General features: G+C 71.0%; 18 protein-coding genes. 16 read left to right on the plus strand and 2 right to left on the minus strand.

The features are described from left to right. Positions 1 to 149 precede the first annotated feature (149 nt). Positions 150 to 845, minus strand: a complete 696-nt coding sequence (locus K8640_RS29855) for a sigma-70 family RNA polymerase sigma factor (protein ID WP_223750166.1) — start codon at positions 843 to 845, stop codon at positions 150 to 152. A 38-nt stretch (positions 846 to 883) separates the two neighbouring features. Here K8640_RS29855 and K8640_RS29860 point away from each other — a divergent pair, with 38 nt between their 5' ends. Both K8640_RS29860 and K8640_RS29865 read left to right on the plus strand, forming a co-directional pair. Then, positions 884 to 3,808 (plus strand): tetratricopeptide repeat protein, encoded by a 2,925-nt coding sequence (locus tag K8640_RS29860; RefSeq protein ID WP_223750167.1) that lies wholly within the window; start codon positions 884 to 886, stop codon positions 3,806 to 3,808. Continuing rightward, positions 3,792 to 4,361, plus strand: coding sequence for a GNAT family N-acetyltransferase (locus tag K8640_RS29865; protein ID WP_223750168.1), 570 nt, complete (start codon positions 3,792 to 3,794; stop codon positions 4,359 to 4,361). Before K8640_RS29860 ends, K8640_RS29865 begins: the two co-directional genes overlap by 17 nt. A 6-nt stretch (positions 4,362 to 4,367) precedes the next feature. Here the strand turns inward: K8640_RS29865 and K8640_RS29870 are convergent, their stop codons facing one another. Then, a complete protein-coding gene (locus K8640_RS29870) occupies positions 4,368 to 4,712 on the minus strand; it encodes a hypothetical protein (RefSeq protein WP_223750169.1) in 345 nt (114 codons plus the stop codon). 714 nt (positions 4,713 to 5,426) lie between these two features. On the opposite strand from K8640_RS29870, the gene K8640_RS29875 reads away from it, so the two are divergent. From K8640_RS29875 to K8640_RS29940, 14 genes are read left to right on the plus strand one after another with little or no spacing between them, the layout of a single operon-like run. Continuing rightward, positions 5,427 to 6,158 carry a beta-ketoacyl synthase chain length factor gene (locus K8640_RS29875; protein ID WP_223750170.1) on the plus strand — a complete coding sequence of 244 codons (732 nt, stop codon included), beginning with the start codon at positions 5,427 to 5,429 and terminating at the stop codon, positions 6,156 to 6,158. Next, positions 6,151 to 6,930 (plus strand): 1-acyl-sn-glycerol-3-phosphate acyltransferase, encoded by a 780-nt coding sequence (locus K8640_RS29880; RefSeq protein ID WP_223750171.1) that lies wholly within the window; start codon positions 6,151 to 6,153, stop codon positions 6,928 to 6,930. Before K8640_RS29875 ends, K8640_RS29880 begins: the two co-directional genes overlap by 8 nt. Then, positions 6,917 to 7,177, plus strand: coding sequence for a phosphopantetheine-binding protein (locus K8640_RS29885; protein ID WP_046713101.1), 261 nt, complete (start codon positions 6,917 to 6,919; stop codon positions 7,175 to 7,177). Before K8640_RS29880 ends, K8640_RS29885 begins: the two co-directional genes overlap by 14 nt. A 29-nt stretch (positions 7,178 to 7,206) precedes the next feature. Beyond that, positions 7,207 to 7,473 carry an acyl carrier protein gene (locus K8640_RS29890; protein ID WP_223750172.1) on the plus strand — a complete coding sequence of 89 codons (267 nt, stop codon included), beginning with the start codon at positions 7,207 to 7,209 and terminating at the stop codon, positions 7,471 to 7,473. Then, positions 7,470 to 8,021: a hypothetical protein gene (locus tag K8640_RS29895; RefSeq protein WP_223750173.1), complete on the plus strand. Its 552-nt coding sequence runs from the start codon at positions 7,470 to 7,472 to the stop codon at positions 8,019 to 8,021. Before K8640_RS29890 ends, K8640_RS29895 begins: the two co-directional genes overlap by 4 nt. Next, positions 8,014 to 9,708 (plus strand): AMP-binding protein, encoded by a 1,695-nt coding sequence (locus K8640_RS29900; protein WP_223750174.1) that lies wholly within the window; start codon positions 8,014 to 8,016, stop codon positions 9,706 to 9,708. Before K8640_RS29895 ends, K8640_RS29900 begins: the two co-directional genes overlap by 8 nt. Then, positions 9,705 to 10,442, plus strand: coding sequence for a glycosyltransferase family 2 protein (locus K8640_RS29905; protein WP_223750175.1), 738 nt, complete (start codon positions 9,705 to 9,707; stop codon positions 10,440 to 10,442). Before K8640_RS29900 ends, K8640_RS29905 begins: the two co-directional genes overlap by 4 nt. Beyond that, complete coding sequence (locus tag K8640_RS29910) at positions 10,439 to 11,383, plus strand: acyltransferase (RefSeq protein ID WP_223750176.1); 945 nt, start codon at positions 10,439 to 10,441, stop codon at positions 11,381 to 11,383. Before K8640_RS29905 ends, K8640_RS29910 begins: the two co-directional genes overlap by 4 nt. After that, positions 11,358 to 12,914, plus strand: coding sequence for a histidine ammonia-lyase (hutH, locus tag K8640_RS29915; RefSeq protein WP_223750177.1), 1,557 nt, complete (start codon positions 11,358 to 11,360; stop codon positions 12,912 to 12,914). The genes K8640_RS29910 and hutH overlap by 26 nt, the downstream gene beginning before the upstream one ends. Continuing rightward, on the plus strand, positions 12,904 to 13,323 hold the full coding sequence (locus tag K8640_RS29920) for a thioesterase family protein (RefSeq protein ID WP_046713096.1): 420 nt from the start codon (positions 12,904 to 12,906) through the stop codon (positions 13,321 to 13,323). The genes hutH and K8640_RS29920 overlap by 11 nt, the downstream gene beginning before the upstream one ends. Further along, positions 13,320 to 13,928: an outer membrane lipoprotein carrier protein LolA gene (locus K8640_RS29925; protein WP_223750178.1), complete on the plus strand. Its 609-nt coding sequence runs from the start codon at positions 13,320 to 13,322 to the stop codon at positions 13,926 to 13,928. Before K8640_RS29920 ends, K8640_RS29925 begins: the two co-directional genes overlap by 4 nt. Continuing rightward, complete coding sequence (locus tag K8640_RS29930; protein WP_223750179.1) at positions 13,918 to 16,215, plus strand: MMPL family transporter; 2,298 nt, start codon at positions 13,918 to 13,920, stop codon at positions 16,213 to 16,215. The genes K8640_RS29925 and K8640_RS29930 overlap by 11 nt, the downstream gene beginning before the upstream one ends. Beyond that, positions 16,212 to 17,441 carry an NAD(P)/FAD-dependent oxidoreductase gene (locus K8640_RS29935; RefSeq protein WP_223750180.1) on the plus strand — a complete coding sequence of 410 codons (1,230 nt, stop codon included), beginning with the start codon at positions 16,212 to 16,214 and terminating at the stop codon, positions 17,439 to 17,441. Before K8640_RS29930 ends, K8640_RS29935 begins: the two co-directional genes overlap by 4 nt. Continuing rightward, positions 17,429 to 17,995 carry a DUF3261 domain-containing protein gene (locus tag K8640_RS29940; RefSeq protein ID WP_223750181.1) on the plus strand — a complete coding sequence of 189 codons (567 nt, stop codon included), beginning with the start codon at positions 17,429 to 17,431 and terminating at the stop codon, positions 17,993 to 17,995. Before K8640_RS29935 ends, K8640_RS29940 begins: the two co-directional genes overlap by 13 nt. Positions 17,996 to 17,998: the final 3 nt, after the last annotated feature.

Consider the following 17,998-nt stretch of genomic DNA (forward strand, 5'->3'; position numbering starts at 1 on the left):
GACCAGGAGCGGTCAGCCGTCCCCGGGTCCGCGCAGGGGGTGTGGGGAAGCAAGCGCGGTATCGGGGCACATCACCCTCTCGACACGCCCCGGCGCGAAGTGGCGCATTCGCGCCTCGCTTTTCCCCAAGAATCCGGGCGCGCCAGCGCTCAAGACGGCGTCGCGTCGCGCATCACCGAGCGGATGCTCAGGTCCAGCTGACTCTGGAGCACCCGCAGCAAACTGGTGAGCCCCTCGGAGTTCTCGCCCAGCCGGGCCGCGAGCCGCTCGCGCACGTCCTGCCGCAGCCGCTCGCGGAACTGCGCCAGCCACCGCTTCACCGTGGAGCGGTCCACCTGGTACGCGCGGGCAATCTGCGCCGTGCCCATGCCCTCCACCAGGTGCAGCCGCAGCAGCATCCGCCCCCGAGGCTCCAGCGCGCCGAGCGCCTCCTGGAACGCCACCGTGAAGTCCTCGCGGTAGCGCTCCTGGATGAAGCGCCGGTCCATGTCCACGTCTTGAACGCTCGTCTCCGCGAGCTTGGAGTCATCCAGGTCGAGCGAAATCTTCCGCTCCCGCATCAGGTTGAGCGCGGTGCGCAGGGCGGCCACGCGGAGCCACGCCAGCAACGAGCCCTGCCCCTCGTAGTCGGCGATGCGCGGCGCGCGCTCTCCGCTGGGAAGGAAGAGCTTCACGCGCAGTAACTGGAGCGCCTCATCCGCCACCGTGACTTCCAGCCCCCGGTGCAGCAGCGCCTTGCGGAGCGACGGGATGAAGCGCGACTCGAACTCGGTCAGGGCGCTGGCGTCCTGCCGCGCACAGGCGCGCGCGAAGGCCAGGTCCTCATCATGCTCGGAGCCACTCATCGTCTTGACCGCCCACGTCGGTTATCTTCGCCACGGTCATGGAATGCATCGAGACACGACGACTCTTCGCCTTCGCACTGGGTGAGCTGGACGTCGAAGCGACGCATGAGGTGGAGCAGCATCTTGATTCCTGCGCCTCCTGTCGAGCACTCCTGGCGGAGGCCGCGCGTTCGCGGGACGAGGAGGCAAGCCCTCCGTCCTCGACGCCCGCGACGCCCACCTCCGCGCGCTCGTGGATCGAGCGCGGGGCGCTGCTCGGGCGCTACGTGGTGCTCGAGCGCATCGGCTCCGGGGGCATGGGCGTCGTCCACGCGGCGTATGACCCGGAGCTGGACCGGCGCGTCGCGCTCAAGCTGATCCGCATCGACTCCAGCAGCTCCGCCCACCTCGAGCGCGCCCAGGCGCGGCTGTTGCGCGAGGCCCAGGCCACCGCCCGCGTCATCCACCCGAACGTCATCACCATCCACGACGTGGGCCGCTTCGGTGAGCACGTCTTCCTGGCCATGGAGCTGGTGGACGGCACCACGCTGCGCGCGCACATCCGCGCGAGCAAGGGCCCCAAGGACTGGCGCGAGACGCTGGGCCTGTTCATCCAGGCCGGGCGCGGGCTCGCGGCGGCGCACGCGCAGGGGCTGGTGCACCGGGACTTCAAGCCCGACAACGCGCTCGTCGGCAAGGACGGGCGCGTGCGCATCACCGACTTCGGGCTGGCGCGCATCGTCGAGGGCGTCGAGGACACGCCCACGCCCACCCCGAGCGGCCCGCCCGCCCCGCTGCGCAGCGAGTGGCACACCCGCTCGGACATGGTGCTGGGAACGCCGGCCTACATGGCGCCCGAGCAGAAGCGCGGCGAGCCCTCCGACGCGCGCAGCGACCAGTACAGCTTCTGCGTCGCGCTGTACGAGGCCCTCTATGGCAAGCGCCCCTTCACCCCGGCCGAGCCCGCGAGCCCCGGCACGCAGCTGCCTGTCCGCGTGCCGCCCGGATCTCGGCCACCACCGGGCTCGGATGTCCCGGTGTGGCTGCATCAGGTGTTGCTGCGAGGACTCGCCGCCTCGCCGGAGGCGCGCCACGAATCCATGGACGCGCTTTTGCGCGGGCTCAGCCATGCCCCCGGGACCCGGTGGCGCCGCGCCGCGCTCGCCACGGCCGCGGGGCTGGTGTTGCTCGTGGGAGGCGCCGTCCTGCACCGCACCACGTCCGCGTCGCCCTGCGCCAGCAACGAGCAGGCCCTCGTCGGCGTCTGGGATGAGGCCCGCGGGGCCGCCGTGCGCGCGCGCTTCACCCAGAGCCCCCTGCCCTACGCCGCGGGCGCGTGGAGCGAGGTGGAGCGCACGTTGAACGGCCAGGCACGGGCCTGGCTCACCGCGAGCCACGAGGCGTGTGTCGCCACGCGCGTGAAGGGACAGCAGACGGAGCGGCTGCTCGAGCGACAGGTCATCTGCCTGGACCAGCGGCTCAAGGACCTGGGCGCCGTGGTGGACACGCTCGCCGCCGCGGACGCGCAGGTCATCCAGAACGCGACGCGCGTGGTGCACTCGCTGGAGAGCGTGTCCGTCTGCGCCAACCTGGCCGCGCTGGCCGCGCCCGAGCCGCCGCCCACCGACGAGGCCAGCCAGAAGCACATGGAGGCCCTGCGCACCCGACGGGCCCAGGTGCGCGCGAAGCTCAACGCGGGCCAGGTCGCGCCCGCGCTCCTGCTGGCGAACGAGGTGGCGGCCGAGGCCCACGCCATCGGCTACGGGCCGCTCGAGGCAGAGGTGCTGGACCTGCTCGCCGAGACGCAGGGGAAGAACCTCGCGTACCGCGACGCCATCAAGACCCTGCACCAGGCCATCCAGGTGGCCACCGCCAGTCGCCATGACCGACAGGCCGCCGAGTCGTGGGCGGGCATGATCCGCCTGCTCAGCCTGGTGGGGCCGGAGGTGGACCCGGACGGCGCCGTGCCCGGACACGCGGAGGCGGCGCTGCGCAGGCTGGGCGGCGACGCGCGCATCGAGGCGATGTACTTCCGCAACCTCGCCAGCCTCCACCGCAGGCGCGGGCGACGCGAGGAGGCGCTGGCCGCGAGCCAGCGCGCGGTGGAGCTGGCGCGCAAGCTCTACACCTCGAACGAGCCGGAGCTCGGCACGGCGCTGTTGACCATGGGCCACGCGCTCCACGAGTTCGACCGCCACGCGGAGGGGCTTCGCTTCCTCACCGAGGCGGAGGCCATCTACCGGGAGAAGTACGGCCCCGAGCATCCGTACCTCGCCACCGTGCTCAGCAACCTCGCCGTCTTCAACGTGCGGCTCGGCGACATCGAGGCCGCGCTCCGATACGGACGGGAGGCGCTGGCCATCAACCAGCGCGTCTACGGCGAGGAGAGCGAGGCGGTGGCCAGCGCGTACCACAACCTGGCGGGGTTCCTGATGGAGCAGGGGCGCCCGGAGGAGAGCCTCCAGCACTACATCAAGGCGGCGCGCATCCACGAGAAGGTGCAGGGCCCCGACGCCAGCGACGTGGGCGCGTCCCTCTCACGCATGGGCCTGGTGCTGGCCTCGCTGGGGCGGCACGAGGAGGCGCTGAAGCACCACCAGCGCGCGGTGACCATCCGCGAGAAGCGCTACGGTCCCCAGGATGCCCGGGTGGGGATGGAGCTGATGCACGTCGCGGATGACCACCTGGGCCTGGGGGAGTCGCGCAAGGCCATCCCCCTGCTGGAGCGGGCCCTCGGCCTGCTCGAACAGCCCTCCGCCGAGCGCTACGCCGATGAGCTGGCCAGCGCCCGCTACTCGATGGCCCGAGCGCTCGAGGCCGAGCCCGGCCAGCGCCAGCGCGCCCTCACGCTGGCGAACGCCGCGCAGCGCTACAACCAGTCCCACCTGCCCGCCCGCACCCAGCAGTTCAAGGACGTCGAGCGCTGGCTCGTGCGACACACCACGCCTCGTCTATCCTCCCAGCACCATGGCAAGCCCCTATGAGGTGACGGCGGTGCGCGGCCCGTCGGAGCTCCCGCGAATCCTGGAGCTGCAGCGCAGGAACCTGAAGCAGGTGCTCGAGGATGACGAGATGCGCTCGCAAGGCTTCGTCACCGTGGAGCACGACGTGACGGCCCTGGAGCAGATGCACGCGCTGGCGCCCAGCATCGTCGCGCACCACGGCGACGAGCTGGTGGCGTACGCGCTGACGATGCCCCGCGAGTGCCGGGCGCTGATGCCCCTGCTCGTCCCGATGTTCGACCTGCTCGACACGCTGGAGCACCGGGGGCGCGCGCTGCGAGAGCAGCGCTTCTACGTCATGGGGCAGGTCTGCGTGGACAAGGCCCACCGGGGCAAGGGGCTCTTCGACCAGCTCTACGCGAAGCACCGGGAGCTCTACCGCGGCCGCTTCGACCTGCTCGTCACCGAGGTGTCGGCGCGCAACACGCGCTCGCTGCGCGCCCACGAGCGCGTGGGCTTCAGGACGCTGCACACCTATCGCGACGCCACGGACGAGTGGGCCGTGGTGGCGTGGGACTGGAGCGAGGCGCCCTGACGGCGGCTACCACCACGCGGAGCAGCGCCCCGTGCTCGTGTTGCACAGCCGCAGCAGGAAGCGCTGGACGCCCGAGTACTCGCCGCTCCAGGCCGCGTTGAAGACGTAGCCGTCCGCGTAGAACTGGAGCCGGGTGCCACTGGCGTGGCTGCTGGTGGACCACGTGCCCCGATAGACGCCACCACCCATCGCCGTCCACGTCTTGCAGACGTTCGCCCGGCGGTTCCCGGGCGCCGTCAGCGTGGTGCAGGCCCGCGCCAGCTCCGCGGCGGCGTCGGGAGGCGCCTCGGGGACGGGTGGTGAACCGGCGACACCCGCCGCGGCGAGGATGCCTGCGAGGACCTGGAACATGGTGTGACGCTCCTGCCCGGGGCCCGTGCGGCCCACAGCGGGCTGTCGAGGGAGCGGCCAAGCTGCCTCCGGTCATGCATCGCGGCAACGAGCCCCGAAGGGACGGCCACGCTCCGACGCGTGACACCTGACTGCGGGACAGTTGCGCATGCGGGGCGCGCGGGGACCGCCTCCGTCGCCCGGGAGGAGCGGACCGCCGCCGTATGTCATTGCCCCGCGTGTCATCCCGGCCCGGCGCACGCTTCGCGCCAACGCGCTCCGCCCGGTTTCTTCGAAAGCGCGGGGCCCGCGGCATCGATTCCTCCCTGGCGGAAATCACGGGGTCCGGCCGCTTGCGCAGTCCCTCGGTGATCCGGGTCGTCATCACACCATGGGAAACCACGAGGTCTCTCCTACCCTCTACCACCCAGGGTCTGGAGGCGGCGCACGGGGCGTCACCATTCCGGACGGCACGCTCGCGCGCTCGTGACCCAGGCCGCTCGACGTGGAATCGACCCGTGGGCGGGCGGCGGCCACCTCCCCACCGGCCATGCGAGCGCGTCGTCCACCCCACCCCTCTCGGCCCGGTGCGGGCGCGGCGTAGCATGAGCGAGTGAATGCGCGGGTGCCCTGTCTCGTCCTCGGAGGCAACGCCCCATCGGAGCCAATTGTCTCGTATATGATGCTTTGGTAGAGGACCGCCGCAGGCAGCACCCGCCTTTCTTCCCCGCCATCATGGTTTTTTCCGTCCACCACTGGGCCGCGTGGGCTCCTGGGCTTTTCGGGCAAGACGCCTGGAGGTCCTGGCTCTCCAAGCCCCATCCACTCCCGTCCGAGGGAACGCCTCCCCTGACGGAGATGCCGCCGATGATGCGCCGTCGGGTGGACAGGCTGGGCCGCATCGCGCTCCAGGCGGCGTACACGTGCCAGGCGGACGCCCCCGCGTGTCCCCTGGTGTTCGCGTCCCGGTATGGGGACATGGGCCGCTCGGTGGACCTGCTGGAGCAGCTCGCGAGGTCCACCCCGCTGTCGCCCACGTCCTTCAGCCTGTCGGTGCACAACGCCATCGGCGGGCTGTACTCCATCGCCCGGGGGGATTTGACGGCGCAGAGCGCGGTGGCCGCGGGCGCGGAGACGGTGGAGGCCGCCTTCGTGGAGGCGTGCGGGCTGCTCGGCGAGGGCGCTCCGGAGGTCGTCGTCATCGTCTACGACGAGCCCCGCCCCGCGCCCTTCCAGCACTTCCCGGAGCAGACGTCCCTGGCGCACGCCTGGGCCTGCAGCGTGAGGCCCGCGGGCGACGGCCCCCGCTTCCGGCTGTCCTGCGGCGCCGCGGAGGGTGTCCCTCCCGCGCCGACGCCGGAGGGGCTCCCGGAGGAGCTGTCCGTGCTGCGCTTCCTCGTCCTGGGCGACGCGCGCCTGGAGCGGGTCCTGGGCTCGCGCCTGTGGCGGTGGGAACGCGATGTCTGAGCGCCTCAACTACTACTGGCGCGTGTTCGCCACGGGCTTCTGCTTCGCCACCTTCGGGCTGGGCGGGCTGGCCCTGCGCATCTTCTTCTTCCCGCTGCTGTCGCTGCTGGTGCGCGACCGGCCCCGGCGCACGCGGCTGGCCCGGCTGGCGGTGCACCACTCGTTCCGCTTCTTCATCGAGCTGATGCGCGTGGTGGGCGTGCTGGCCTACCGCATCGAGGGCGTGGAGAAGCTCGCGCGCCCCGGCCTGCTCATCCTCGCCAACCACCCCACGCTCATCGACGTGGTGTTCCTCATCTCGCTGGTGCCCAACGCGGACTGCGTGGTGAAGGCGAGCCTGGCCAACAACCCCTTCACCCGGGGGCCCGTGGAGGCCACCGGCTACCTGTGCAACGACTCCGGCCCGGAGCTGGTCAAGGCGTGCATCGCGTCCGTGAAGGCGGGCAACAACCTCATCATCTTCCCCGAGGGCACCCGCACGCCGGTGACGGGGCCCATGAAGCTGCAGCGCGGCGCGGCCAACATCGCGGTGCGCGGGCCCTGTGACATCACCCCCGTCACCATCCGCTGCCAGCCGCTGAGCCTCACCAAGGGCCTGCCCTGGTGGCGCGTGCCCCCCTCGAAGATGAACTTCACCATCGTGGTCCAGGACGACCTCCAGGTCGCGTCCATGGTCGACGAAGCGCACGGAGAGGCGCTCGCGGCCCGCCATCTCACCGAGAGATTGCACGACTACTTCTCCACGGAGACACAACGTCATGCAGGTGCTTGAGCAGGAGATAAAGAAGCTGGTCATCGAGACCTTGAATCTCGAGGACGTCAAACCCGAGGACATCGACCCGGGTGCGCCGCTGTTCGTCGAGGGCCTGGGGCTGGACTCCATCGATGCCCTGGAGCTCGGCCTGGCGCTGCAGAAGACCTATGGCGTCGCCCTGGCGAGCGATTCCCAGGAGAACCGTCGTCACTTCGCCAGCGTGCGCGCCCTCGCGACCTTCGTGAGCGCCCACCGCAAGTCCTGAGCATCCACCATTCATTCGAGGGGGCCCTTATGCACCACATGACCAAGAACCAGCTCTTCGAGAACCTGCGCACGCTCCTGCAGGACACCTTCGACATCGACCCGGCGCGAATCACCCCCGAGGCCCGCCTCCGGGACGACCTGGACATCGACAGCATCGACGCGGTGGACCTGCTGGTGAAGCTCAAGCCCGTGACGGGCAAGCGCATCTCGCCGGAGGTCTTCAAGTCGGTCCGCACCATCCAGGACGTCGTCGACGCGCTGCACAGCCTGCTCGACGAATCCGTGGCGGCGTGAAGCACCTGCGTCCAGCGCTGCTCGGCGTGCTGAGCCTCGCGTACCCGCTCTTGATGTACAGCGGGCTGGGCCGGTTCGAGCCTCGCTGGATGGCGATACCCCTGGTGGTCATGGCCGTCCTGCGCGCCGTGGCCACGAAGGAGCGCGTGTGGCTCGTCACCGCCGCGCTCGCGCTCGTGCTCGCGGGCACCAGCATGCTGGGCAACCACGCCCTGCCGCTGAAGCTCTATCCGGTGCTCGTGAACTCGATGCTGCTCGCCGTCTTCGCCACCAGCCTGGTGTATCCGCCCACCGTCATCGAGCGGCTGGCGCGGCTGCGCGAGCCCCAGCTCCCGGCGTCGGGCGTGGCCTACACGCGGCGGGTGACGCAGGTGTGGTGCGGCTTCTTCGTCGTCAACGGCGGCATCGCGCTCGCCACGGCCCTGTGGGCGAGCGACGCCACGTGGGCGCTGTACAACGGGCTCATCTCCTACGGCCTGATGGGGCTGCTCTTCGCCGGCGAGTGGCTGGTGCGCCGACGCGTGAGGGCGGGCCACGTCCATGGCTGAGAGCGTCGCCCTCGAAGAGCTCCTCACCCACGGCCGCCCCTCCGACTTCCCGGTGGCGCTGCGGGACGGGCACGTGCTGGGGTTCGCGGCCTTCCAGGCCCGGGCCGCCGGCTGGCGCGCGGCCTTCGAGCGGCGCGAGGGTCGGCGCCTGGCGCTGTACTTCGAGGACACGTACGAGTTCGCCGCCGCGCTCCTGGGCGCCTGGCACGCGGGGAAGTGTGTCTACCTGCCGTCCGACCTCCAGCCCGCCACGCTGGAGCGGCTCGCGCGCGAGGTGGAGGGCTTCGCCGGACAGGTCCCCGCCTCGCTCTCCCCGCTCGTGCCCGAGGAGGCCCGGCGCTCCGACTGGAGGCCGCTGTCCTCGGGGGCGCGCTCGCTGGTGGTCTACACCTCCGGCTCCAGCGGCGAGCCCGCGGCCATCGACAAGCACCTGGGCCAGCTCACGCGCGAGGTCCACACGCTGGGCCGCCTCTTCGACGCGCGCGTCGGCGACGCCCGCGTGCTCGCCACCGTCTCGCATCAGCACATCTACGGGCTCTTGTTCCGGGTGCTCTGGCCGCTGACGGCGGGCCGGCCCTTCCTCGCGCGGAGCCTGCCGTATCCGGAGGAACTGCTCGCGGAGCTGACGAAGGGCCCGGCCGTGCTCGTGGCCAGCCCCGCCCACCTCAAGCGGCTGCCCGGGACGCTGGCGTGGGAGCGCGCGCGCGGGAGCCTTCGCGCGGTGTACTCGTCCGGAGGGCCGCTGCCCACCGAGGCGCTGCACGCGTGCCGGACGCTCCTGGGGCAGGCGCCGGTGGAGGTCTACGGCAGCTCGGAGACGGGCGGCATCGCGTGGCGACAGCGCTCGCGCGAGGACGACGCGGGATGGACGCTGATGCCGGGCCTGGAGGTCCGCCTGGAGGACGACGCGCTCGCGGTCCGCTCCCCGCACCTGCCTGAGGACAGCTGGTTCCAGACCGAGGACCGGGCGCGGCTCCTGCCGGAGGGCTTCGAGCTGCTCGGGCGCAAGGACCGCCTGCTGAAGCTCGAGGAGAAGCGCGTGTCGCTGAGCGCCATGGAGCGAACGCTCGTGGCGGGCGGGCTCCTCACCGAGGCGCGCGTGGTGCCGCTGCAAGAGGGCCTGCGGGTGACGCTCGCGGTGGTGGCGGTGCCCACGGCCGCTGGCGGGAGGCTCCTCACGGGACAGGGCAAGCGCTCGCTGAACCAGGCCCTGCGGGAACAGCTGGCCCACGGCTTCGAGCCTGCTGTCCTTCCGCGTCGATTCCGGTATCTGGAGGCGATGCCAGTCAACAGCCAGGGCAAATCCACCGAGGCGGCACTCACCGCCCTCTTCGACTCCCGCAGGCCGCCCCTGCGCGTGCTCGAGCAGGGTCCGGAGAAGGCCGTGCTGAGCCTGGAGACGCCGGCGAGCCTGCCCCAGTTCAAGGGCCACTTCCCCCAGAAGGCCATCCTGCCCGGAGTGGCGCAGATTGAATGGGCCATCCAGTTCGCCCGCGAGCTGTTCACGCTGCCGCCCCACTTCCTGCGCATGGAGGTGGTGAAGTTCCAGCAGCTCATCGTCCCCGGGACGCAGGTGACGCTGGAGCTGACGTGGAGCGCGGCCAAGGGCAGCCTCCACTTCAAGTACACCTCCGAGGCCGGCACCCACGGGAGCGGCCGCATCCTGTTCACCGAGGTCCACGGATGAAGGTCTGCGCGGTGATTCCCGTCTACAACCACGGCGAGGCCGTGGGCGCGGTGGTGCACGCCGTGCGCTCGCATGGACTGCCGTGCGTGCTGGTGGACGACGGCAGCGAGCCGGGCTGCGCGCGGGTGCTGGACTCGCTCGCGGCAAGCGACACGTCCGGTGTCTCCGTGGTGCGCCTGCCCCAGAACGAGGGCAAGGGCGGCGCGATGATGGCGGGCCTCAAGGCGGCCCAGGCCGCGGGCTACAGCCACGCGCTGCAGATCGACGCCGACGGTCAGCACGACACCGGCGACATCCCGCGCTTCCTGGAGCTGGCGAAGGGCGCGCCCGACAAGCTCGTCTGCGGCACGCCCGTGTACGACGAGTCGGTGCCCAAGGGCCGGCTGTACGGCCGCTACGCCACGCACATCTGGGTGTGGATCAACACGCTGTCCCTGGCCATCCGCGACTCGATGTGCGGCTTCCGCGTCTATCCGCTGGCGCCCACCGTGGCGCTCATCGACCAGGTGCGCATCGGCAAGCGGATGGACTTCGACGTGGAGGTGCTGGTGCGGCTGTACTGGCGGGGGATGGGCATCCTCAACCAGCCCACCCGCGTGCGCTACCCCACCGACGGCATCTCCCACTTCGACGTGCTCTGGGACAACGTGCGCATCTCCGGCATGCACGCGAAGCTGTTCTTCGGGATGCTGGCGCGGCTGCCGCTGCTCCTCTGGAGGAAGGTCTCCTCATGAGGGCGCGGCACTGGGCGGAGATGGGAGAGAGCACGTTCGTGCTCGGCATCTGGCTCCTGTACTGGGTCCACCGGCTCCTGGGCCGCTGGCCGTTCCGCCTGTGCCTGTACCCCGTCGTGTTCGTCCACTGGCTGTCGCGCCCCGTGGTCCGCGACGCGTCGCTGCAGTACCTCACGCGCGTCCAGGCGGCCACGGGCGCCATCGGCCACACCCCGGGCCGGAAGGACAGCCTCAAGCACCTGGTGACCTTCGCGGAGACGATGCTCGACAAGCTGCTCGCCGTCAGCGGCCGCTACCGCTTCGAGCAGGTCCGCACCGAGGGGCGCGAGCAGTTCTACGAGGTGGTGAAGCAGGGCAAGGGCGGCATCATCGTCACCGCGCACATGGGCTGCCTGGAGCTGTGCCGGGCCATGGCGGAGAAGCGCGGCGAGGTGAAGCTCCACATCCTGGTGCACACCCGCCACGCCGAGCAGTTCAACCGGCTGCTCAAGCGGCTCAACCCCGACAGCATGTTCCAGCTGGTGGAGGTCACGGACATGGGGCCGGGCACCGCCGTCGCGCTGGAGAAGTACGTGGCGGCGGGCGAGTTCGTGGTGATTGCCGGGGACCGCGTGCCGGTGAACGCCAGCCAGACGGTGGACGTGGAGTTCCTGGGGCACCCGGCCGCCTTCCCCGTGGGGCCGTACGTGCTGGCCTCGCTGTTCAAGTGCCCGCTGTACCTCTTGGGCTGCATCCACGAGAACGGCGGCTACACCATCCACTTCGAGTGCCTGGCGGAGAAGGTCGAGCTGCCCAGAGGCAGGCGCGTGCCTGCGCTGACGGAGCACGCCAGGCGTTATGCCGGACAGGTGACGGCGCTGCTGAAGCGCTCACCGTTCGATTGGTTCAACTTCTTTCCCTTCTGGGATCAGGCGAATGTCTCCGCCAGGAATCAAGAGTGAGCGCGCGGTCCGGTTCGATGGGAGCCGGCTCGCCATCGAAGACGTGTCCGCGCTGTCGCGCCGCGAGCGCGAAGCCGAGCTGAGCACCGCCGCGGAGTTCCGGGGACGCATCACCCGGGGCGCGGAGTTCCTGGACCGGCTCCTGGCCGAGGACGGGCACATCTACGGGGTGACGACGGGGTACGGCGACTCGTGCACCGTCACCATCCCCCCGGAGCTGGTGGCCGAGCTGCCGCACCACCTCTACGCCTACCACGGCATCGGCGCGGGCCGCTTCCTCACCCCCGAGGAGACGCGCGCGGTGCTCGCGGCCCGGCTGGCGTCGCTGTCGCAGGGCGTGTCCGGCGTGGGCCTGGGGCTGCTCCACCAGTTGGAGCAGTTCCTGCGCCTGGACATCCTGCCGCTGATTCCGGCCGAGGGCTCGGTGGGCGCCAGCGGTGACCTGACGCCCCTGTCCTACGTGGCCGCCGCGCTGTGCGGTGAGCGCGAAGTCCTCCACCGGGGTGAGCGCCGTCCCGCGGCCGAGGTGCTGGCGAAGCACGGGCTTGTGCCCCTGAGGCTGCGCCCCAAGGAGGGGCTGGCCATCATGAACGGCACGGCGGTGATGACCGCCCTGGCCTGCCTCGCGTGGGGGCGCGCGGAGTACCTGAGCCGGCTGGCCACGCGGCTGACGGCCTTCAACGTGGTGGCGAGCGCCGGCAACGCGCACCACTTCGACGAGGCCCTGTTCGCCGTCAAGCCGCACGTGGGCCAGCAGCGCGTGGCCGCGAGGCTGCGGCAGGACCTGGCCACCGAGCGCCCCAGCCGCAACGAGCAGCGCCTGCAAGACCGCTACTCGCTGCGCTGCGCGCCCCACGTCATCGGCGTGCTCGAGGACGCCCTGCCCTTCTTCCGCGCGCAGATTGAGAACGAGCTCAACAGCGCCAACGACAACCCGCTCATCGACCCGGACAGCGAGCGGGTGCTGCACGGCGGGCACTTCTACGGCGGCCACATCGCCTTCGCCATGGACGGGCTGAAGAACGCGGTGGCCAACGTGGCGGACCTCTTGGACCGTCAGCTCGCGCTGCTGGTGGACACCCGCTACAACCACGGCCTGCCGTCCAACCTCTCCGGGGCCACGGGCCCGCGCGCGGCCATCAACCACGGCCTCAAGGCGGTGCAGATCAGCGTGTCCGCGTGGACGGCGGAGGCGCTCAAGCAGACGATGCCCGCGTCCGTCTTCTCCCGCTCCACCGAGTGCCACAACCAGGACAAGGTGAGCATGGGCACCATCGCCGCGCGCGACTGCCTGCGCGTCCTCGAGCTGTCCGAGCAGGTGGTGGCCGCCATGCTCATCGCGGCGCGTCAGGGAATCGCGCTGCGGCAACGCGTTGCTCAAGGTTTGAATCTCACGGCGTCTCTGGCGTCGATGCAGGCCGAGCTGGAGCAGCGAATCCCGTTGGTGGTGGAGGACCGCGCGTTGGACCGTGAGCTGCAAGCGCTGCTGGGGGCCATCCGCGCCCGTGAGTGGAGGCTCTATGAAGCCTGACCTCAGCCACGAAATCGAGCTGACGCCGCCCTTCCATGACATCGACCTGATGGAGGTCGTCTGGCATGGCCACTACGTGAAGTACCTGGAGCTGGCGCGGTGCGCGCTCCTGGCGAAGTTCGACTACGACTACCCGCAGATGCTGGCGTCCGGCTACGCGTGGCCCGTGGTGGACATGCGGCTGAAGTACGTGCGCTCGGCGACGTACGGGAAGGCGCTCAGGATTCGCGCCGAAATCACCGAGTGGGAGAACCGGCTGCGCATCGACTACGTGCTGCGCGACGCGGCCACGGGCCAGAAGGTGAACCAGGCCCACACCATCCAGGTCGCCGTGTCCATCGCCACCAAGGAGATGCTGTACGTCTGTCCGCCGGTGCTCTGGCAGCGGCTGGGGGTGAAGCCCGAATGAAGCGCGTGCTCCTGCTCGTGGCGCTGCTCTGGGGAGCGGCGGCGAGCGCCCGTGACGTCGTGTCCCAGGTCCGCGAGCGGCTCGTGGATGTGTCGCTGCTGCGCGGCGACTTCGAGCAGAAGAAGACGGTCTCCGGCTTCAAGAAGCCGCTGGTGTCGCGCGGGGTCTTCCTCCTGTCGCGCGAACAGGGCGTGCTGTGGGACACGAAGGCGCCCTTCGCCTCCACCCTCACGCTGACGCGCAAGTCGCTGAGCGCCGAGCAGGGCACGGGCGCGGCGGCGTACCACCTGGACGCGAGCAAGGAGCCGGGGCTCGCCGCGGTGAACGAGGTGATGTTCGCGCTGCTGTCCGGCGACGTGAAGGCGCTCTCCAGGCGCTTCAAGGTCGAGGGGGAGCTGGTGGGCGCGGCGGGCTGGAAGCTGACGCTCACGCCCACGGACACGGGCCTGCAGCGCGTGTTCCGGAGCATCCACCTGGAGGGCGACCAGTACGTGCGGCGAGTGCAACTGGAGGAGGCCCGAGGCGACTCGAGCGTCATCCTCTTCGACAAGCTGAGCCAGACGCCTCCTCCCAGCGACGCGGAAGCCGGACGCCTTGCGAAATAAGTGGGCCATCCTGTGGCTGCTCGTGGTGCTCGTCGTGGGCGCGCACCAGGTCCGGTTCTGGCGCTCGGCGCGCCTGGACACGGATGTGCTGGCGCTGCTGCCCGAGGACGAGCAGGCCCCCGAGGTCGGCGCCGCCACGCGCAAGCTCGCCGACCAGGCCGGCCGTGAGCTGGTGATGCTGGTGGGCGCGGCGGACTGGGAGTCCGCTCAGCGCGCGGCGGACGTCGTCAAGGCGGAGCTGTCGCGCGAGGACTCGCCGCTGAAGGCCTCCGCGCTGGATGCGTCCTCGCTGGAGACGGCGCTGGAGCTGTACCGGCCCTATCGCGACAGGCTGCTCACCGCCTCGCAGCGCGAGTGGCTGGCGAAGGCGAGCCCGGAGGAGCTGGGCGGCACCGCGCTGATGAAGCTGTACCAGCCCGCGGGCCCCAAGCTGACGGACTGGGAGGCGGACCCGCTGGGACTGTGGCCCGACTGGTGGGCGGCGCGCGCATCGGAGAGCACCGCGCGTCCGCGGGATGGACGCCTGTGGTTGTCGGGCGAGGGGCGTGAGTGGGTGCTGCTCGCGTGGCACAGCCAGGTGTCCGCCTTCGCGCTGGGCGACGAGGGGAACATCACCTCCGCGGTGGCGCGAGCGCGCGCGACCATGGAGGCCCAGGTGCCCGGCAGCCGGATGGTGTCCGCGGGCGTGCCGCTGTACGCGGAGGCCGCCGCGTCCCAGGCCAGCTCGGAGATGTCCACCATCGGCATCGGCTCGCTCGCGGCGGTGCTGTTGCTCGTCTGGCTCACGTTCCGCTCGGTGCGGCCCATCGTCCTGGTCGGCGTGTCGCTGGCGCTCGGGTGCGCCGTGGCGCTGAGCGTCACGGCCCTGGTCTTCGAGCGGGTGCACCTGCTCACCCTGGTGTTCGGCTCCAGCCTGGTGGGCGTGGCGGAGGACTACGGCTTCCACTACTTCGCCGCGCGCCAGGGCAGGCCGCCCTCGGAGCGCTGGCCGCTGATGCGCGGCCTCCTGCCTGGCATGGTGCTGGCGCTCGCCACCAGCGTGGTGGCGTACCTGGCGCTGGGCGTGGCGCCCTTCCCCGGCCTGCGGCAGATGGCGCTCTTCTCCGCCACGGGCCTGGTCGCCGCGTTCCTCACCGTCGCGTGCTGGTTCCCCCTGCTGGACACGGGTGAGCTGCCGGTGACGTCCTTCGCCACCCGCTTCGGCGCGTCGCTGTCGCGCTGGCCGCGCTTCACGCACACGCCCGCGTGGTGGGTGGGCACGGCGGTGCTCGGCCTGTTCGTCGTCGGCGGCCTGTGGCGGCTGGGCACGCGCGACGACGTGCGCCAGCTCCAGAACGCGCCCGCGCACCTCATCTCCGACCAGCGCGAATTGGGGCGCCTGCTCGGCCTGCCCAGCCCCGCCCAGTTCTTCCTGGTGGGCGGCGGCGACCCGGAGCAGGTGTTGGAGCGGGAGGCCGCGCTCAAGGTGAAGCTGGACCCGCTCGTCACGCAGAAGGTGCTCTCGGGCTATCGCGCGGTGTCGGACTGGCTGCCCAGTCGCGTGCAGCAGCTCGCGGACGCGGAGCTGAGCGCGCGCGCGGAGGCGCAAGCGGTGGCCGCGGTGGCCGAGGCCACGGGTGAGGCCCCCACGCGCGCCCGCTTCGCCGACGACGTGTTCACCCCCGAGCGGCTGTTGGCCAGCCCCGCCTCGGCGGCCATCCGCCAGCAGTGGCTGGGCCAGCTGGGCGACGGCCACTTCAGCATCGTCATGCTGCGCGGGCTCAATGACCCGTCCGTGCTGCCGCGCGTGGCCGATGCCGCACAGGGCCTGGAGGGCGTGCGCTGGGTGGACAAGACGCGGGAGATCTCCAGCCTGCTGGAGCGCTACCGCCGGCTCATGGGCGGGCTCATCGTGCTGGGCTACGTCGCGGTGCTGCTGCTGCTCGTCGCGCGCTTCGGCCGACAGGCCTGGCGGGCGTGGGTGCCCACCGCGCTGGGGACACTGGTGACGCTGGCCTGCTTCGGCTGGGTCGGCGAGCCGCTCCAGCTCTTCACGGTGCTCGGCTTCATGCTCCTTTTGGGCATGGGCGTGGACTACGGCATCTTCATGCTGGAGCACCCCGGGGACAACTCCGCCTGGCTCGCGGTGGCGCTGGCGGGCGTGAGCACCCTGCTCTCCTTCGGACTCCTGGGACTCTCCGCCACGCCGGCGCTGCGCTCCTTCGGACTCACCATGTTGTTGGGCGAAGTCACCATCTGGGTGCTCACGCCCTGTTGCAGACTGCCATCAGGCAAGGACGTGTCGTGAAGATCGAAAAAACGGAAGTCGTCATCATCGGGGCGGGTCCGTCGGGTTCAGTGGCGGCGGGCATCCTGCGCAAACAAGGCCGTCAGGTGTTGATCCTGGAGCGCGAGGAATTCCCCCGCTTCTCCATCGGAGAGAGCCTGTTGCCGCAGAGCATGCAGTACATCGAGGAAGCGGGGATGCTCCGCGACGTCGTGGAGGCGGGCTTCCAGTACAAGAACGGCGCGTCCTTCGTACGCGGCGACAAGTACACCGACTTCGACTTCCGCGAGAAGTTCTCCCAGGGCTGGGGCACCACGTACCAGGTGCAGCGCGCACAATTCGACCACGTGCTGGCGCTCGCCGCCGAGCGCATGGGCGCCACGCTGCGCTTCCGCCACACCGTGGAGTCCGTGGACGTCTCCGGCCCCACGCCGGAGCTGACGGCGCGCGGCCCCGACGGTGAGCCCTACCGCGTCCAGGCCCGCTTCCTGCTCGACGCCAGCGGCTTCGGCCGCGTGCTGCCCCGCCTCCTGTCGCTGGAGACGCCGTCCAACTTCCCGGTGCGCGGCGCGCTCTTCACGCACGTGGAGGACCGCGTCGCGCCGGGCACGTTCGACCGCAGCAAGATCCGCATCACCGTGCACCCCCAGCACGTGCACGTCTGGTACTGGACCATCCCCTTCTCCAACGGGCGCTGCTCGCTGGGCGTGGTGGCCAGGCGCGAGTACCTGGAGCAGTTCAAGGGCACGGAGACCGAGCGGCTCAAGGCCATCGTCGCCGAGGACCCTTCGCTGTCCGGCCTCCTGAAGGACGCCGTCTGGGACACGCCCGCGCGCGCCATCACCGGCTACGCGGCCAACGTGAAGTCGCTGTGGGGCAACGGCTTCGCGCTGCTCGGCAACGCGGGCGAGTTCCTGGACCCCGTCTTCTCCTCGGGCGTCACCATCGCCGTGAAGTCCGCGAGCCTGGCGGCGAAGTGCATCGCCCGGGAGTTCGCGGGTGAGAAGGTCGACTGGGAGGCCGACTACGCGGTGCCCCTCAAGGGCGGCGTGGACACGTTCCGCACCTTCGTCGAGTCCTGGTACCAGGGCGGCTTCCAGGACGTCATCTTCCACCCCAACGCCTCGCCCGAGGTGCGCAAGATGATCTCCGCCATCCTCGCCGGCTACGCGTGGGACAAGGAGAACCCCTTCGTGGCCGACAGCAAGCGCCGGCTCGGCGTGCTCGAGAAGCTGTGCGCGGCCTGAGCGCCACCCTCGCCCTGGTGGGGCTCGCCTCCTGCGTCACCCCGGCCCCGCGCCGGGGCGCGCCGGAGGTGGCCTTGCCCGCGCTCGCCCTGCCGCCGGCCTCGCTCGGCGCCAGCGTCAGCCTGACGCAGCGGCTGAGCTTCGCCCACGAGTTGGACCCGGGCGGCCCGCGCTCGCTGGAGGCCCTGCTGGAGGTCGACCCGGCGGCGCTGCGCCTGGCCGGCTTCGCGCTGGGCCAGCGGGTCTTCACCATGGAGTGGGACGGTGAGCGGCTGGAGGAGCAGCGGGACGCGCGGGTGCCCGAGCAGTTCCAGGCTCGGACGGTGCTGCGCGACATCCAGTGGGTCTACTGGCCCGCCCCCGCGGTGCGGGATGCGCTCCCGCCAGGATGGACGCTCGAGGACGGCCCGGGCCAGCGGGTCCTGCGGTATGGAGACAAGGAGTGGATGTCGGTGCGCTATGGTGGAGAGCCCCGCTGGAAGGGCCGCGCGGAGCTGGTCAACGCGGCGGAACACTACCGGCTGACCATCGACTCCCAACCCACGGAGGAGTGAGCC

This window comes from Myxococcus sp. XM-1-1-1 (assembly GCF_020037095.1).
Classification (GTDB): Bacteria; Myxococcota; Myxococcia; order Myxococcales; family Myxococcaceae; genus Myxococcus; species Myxococcus fulvus.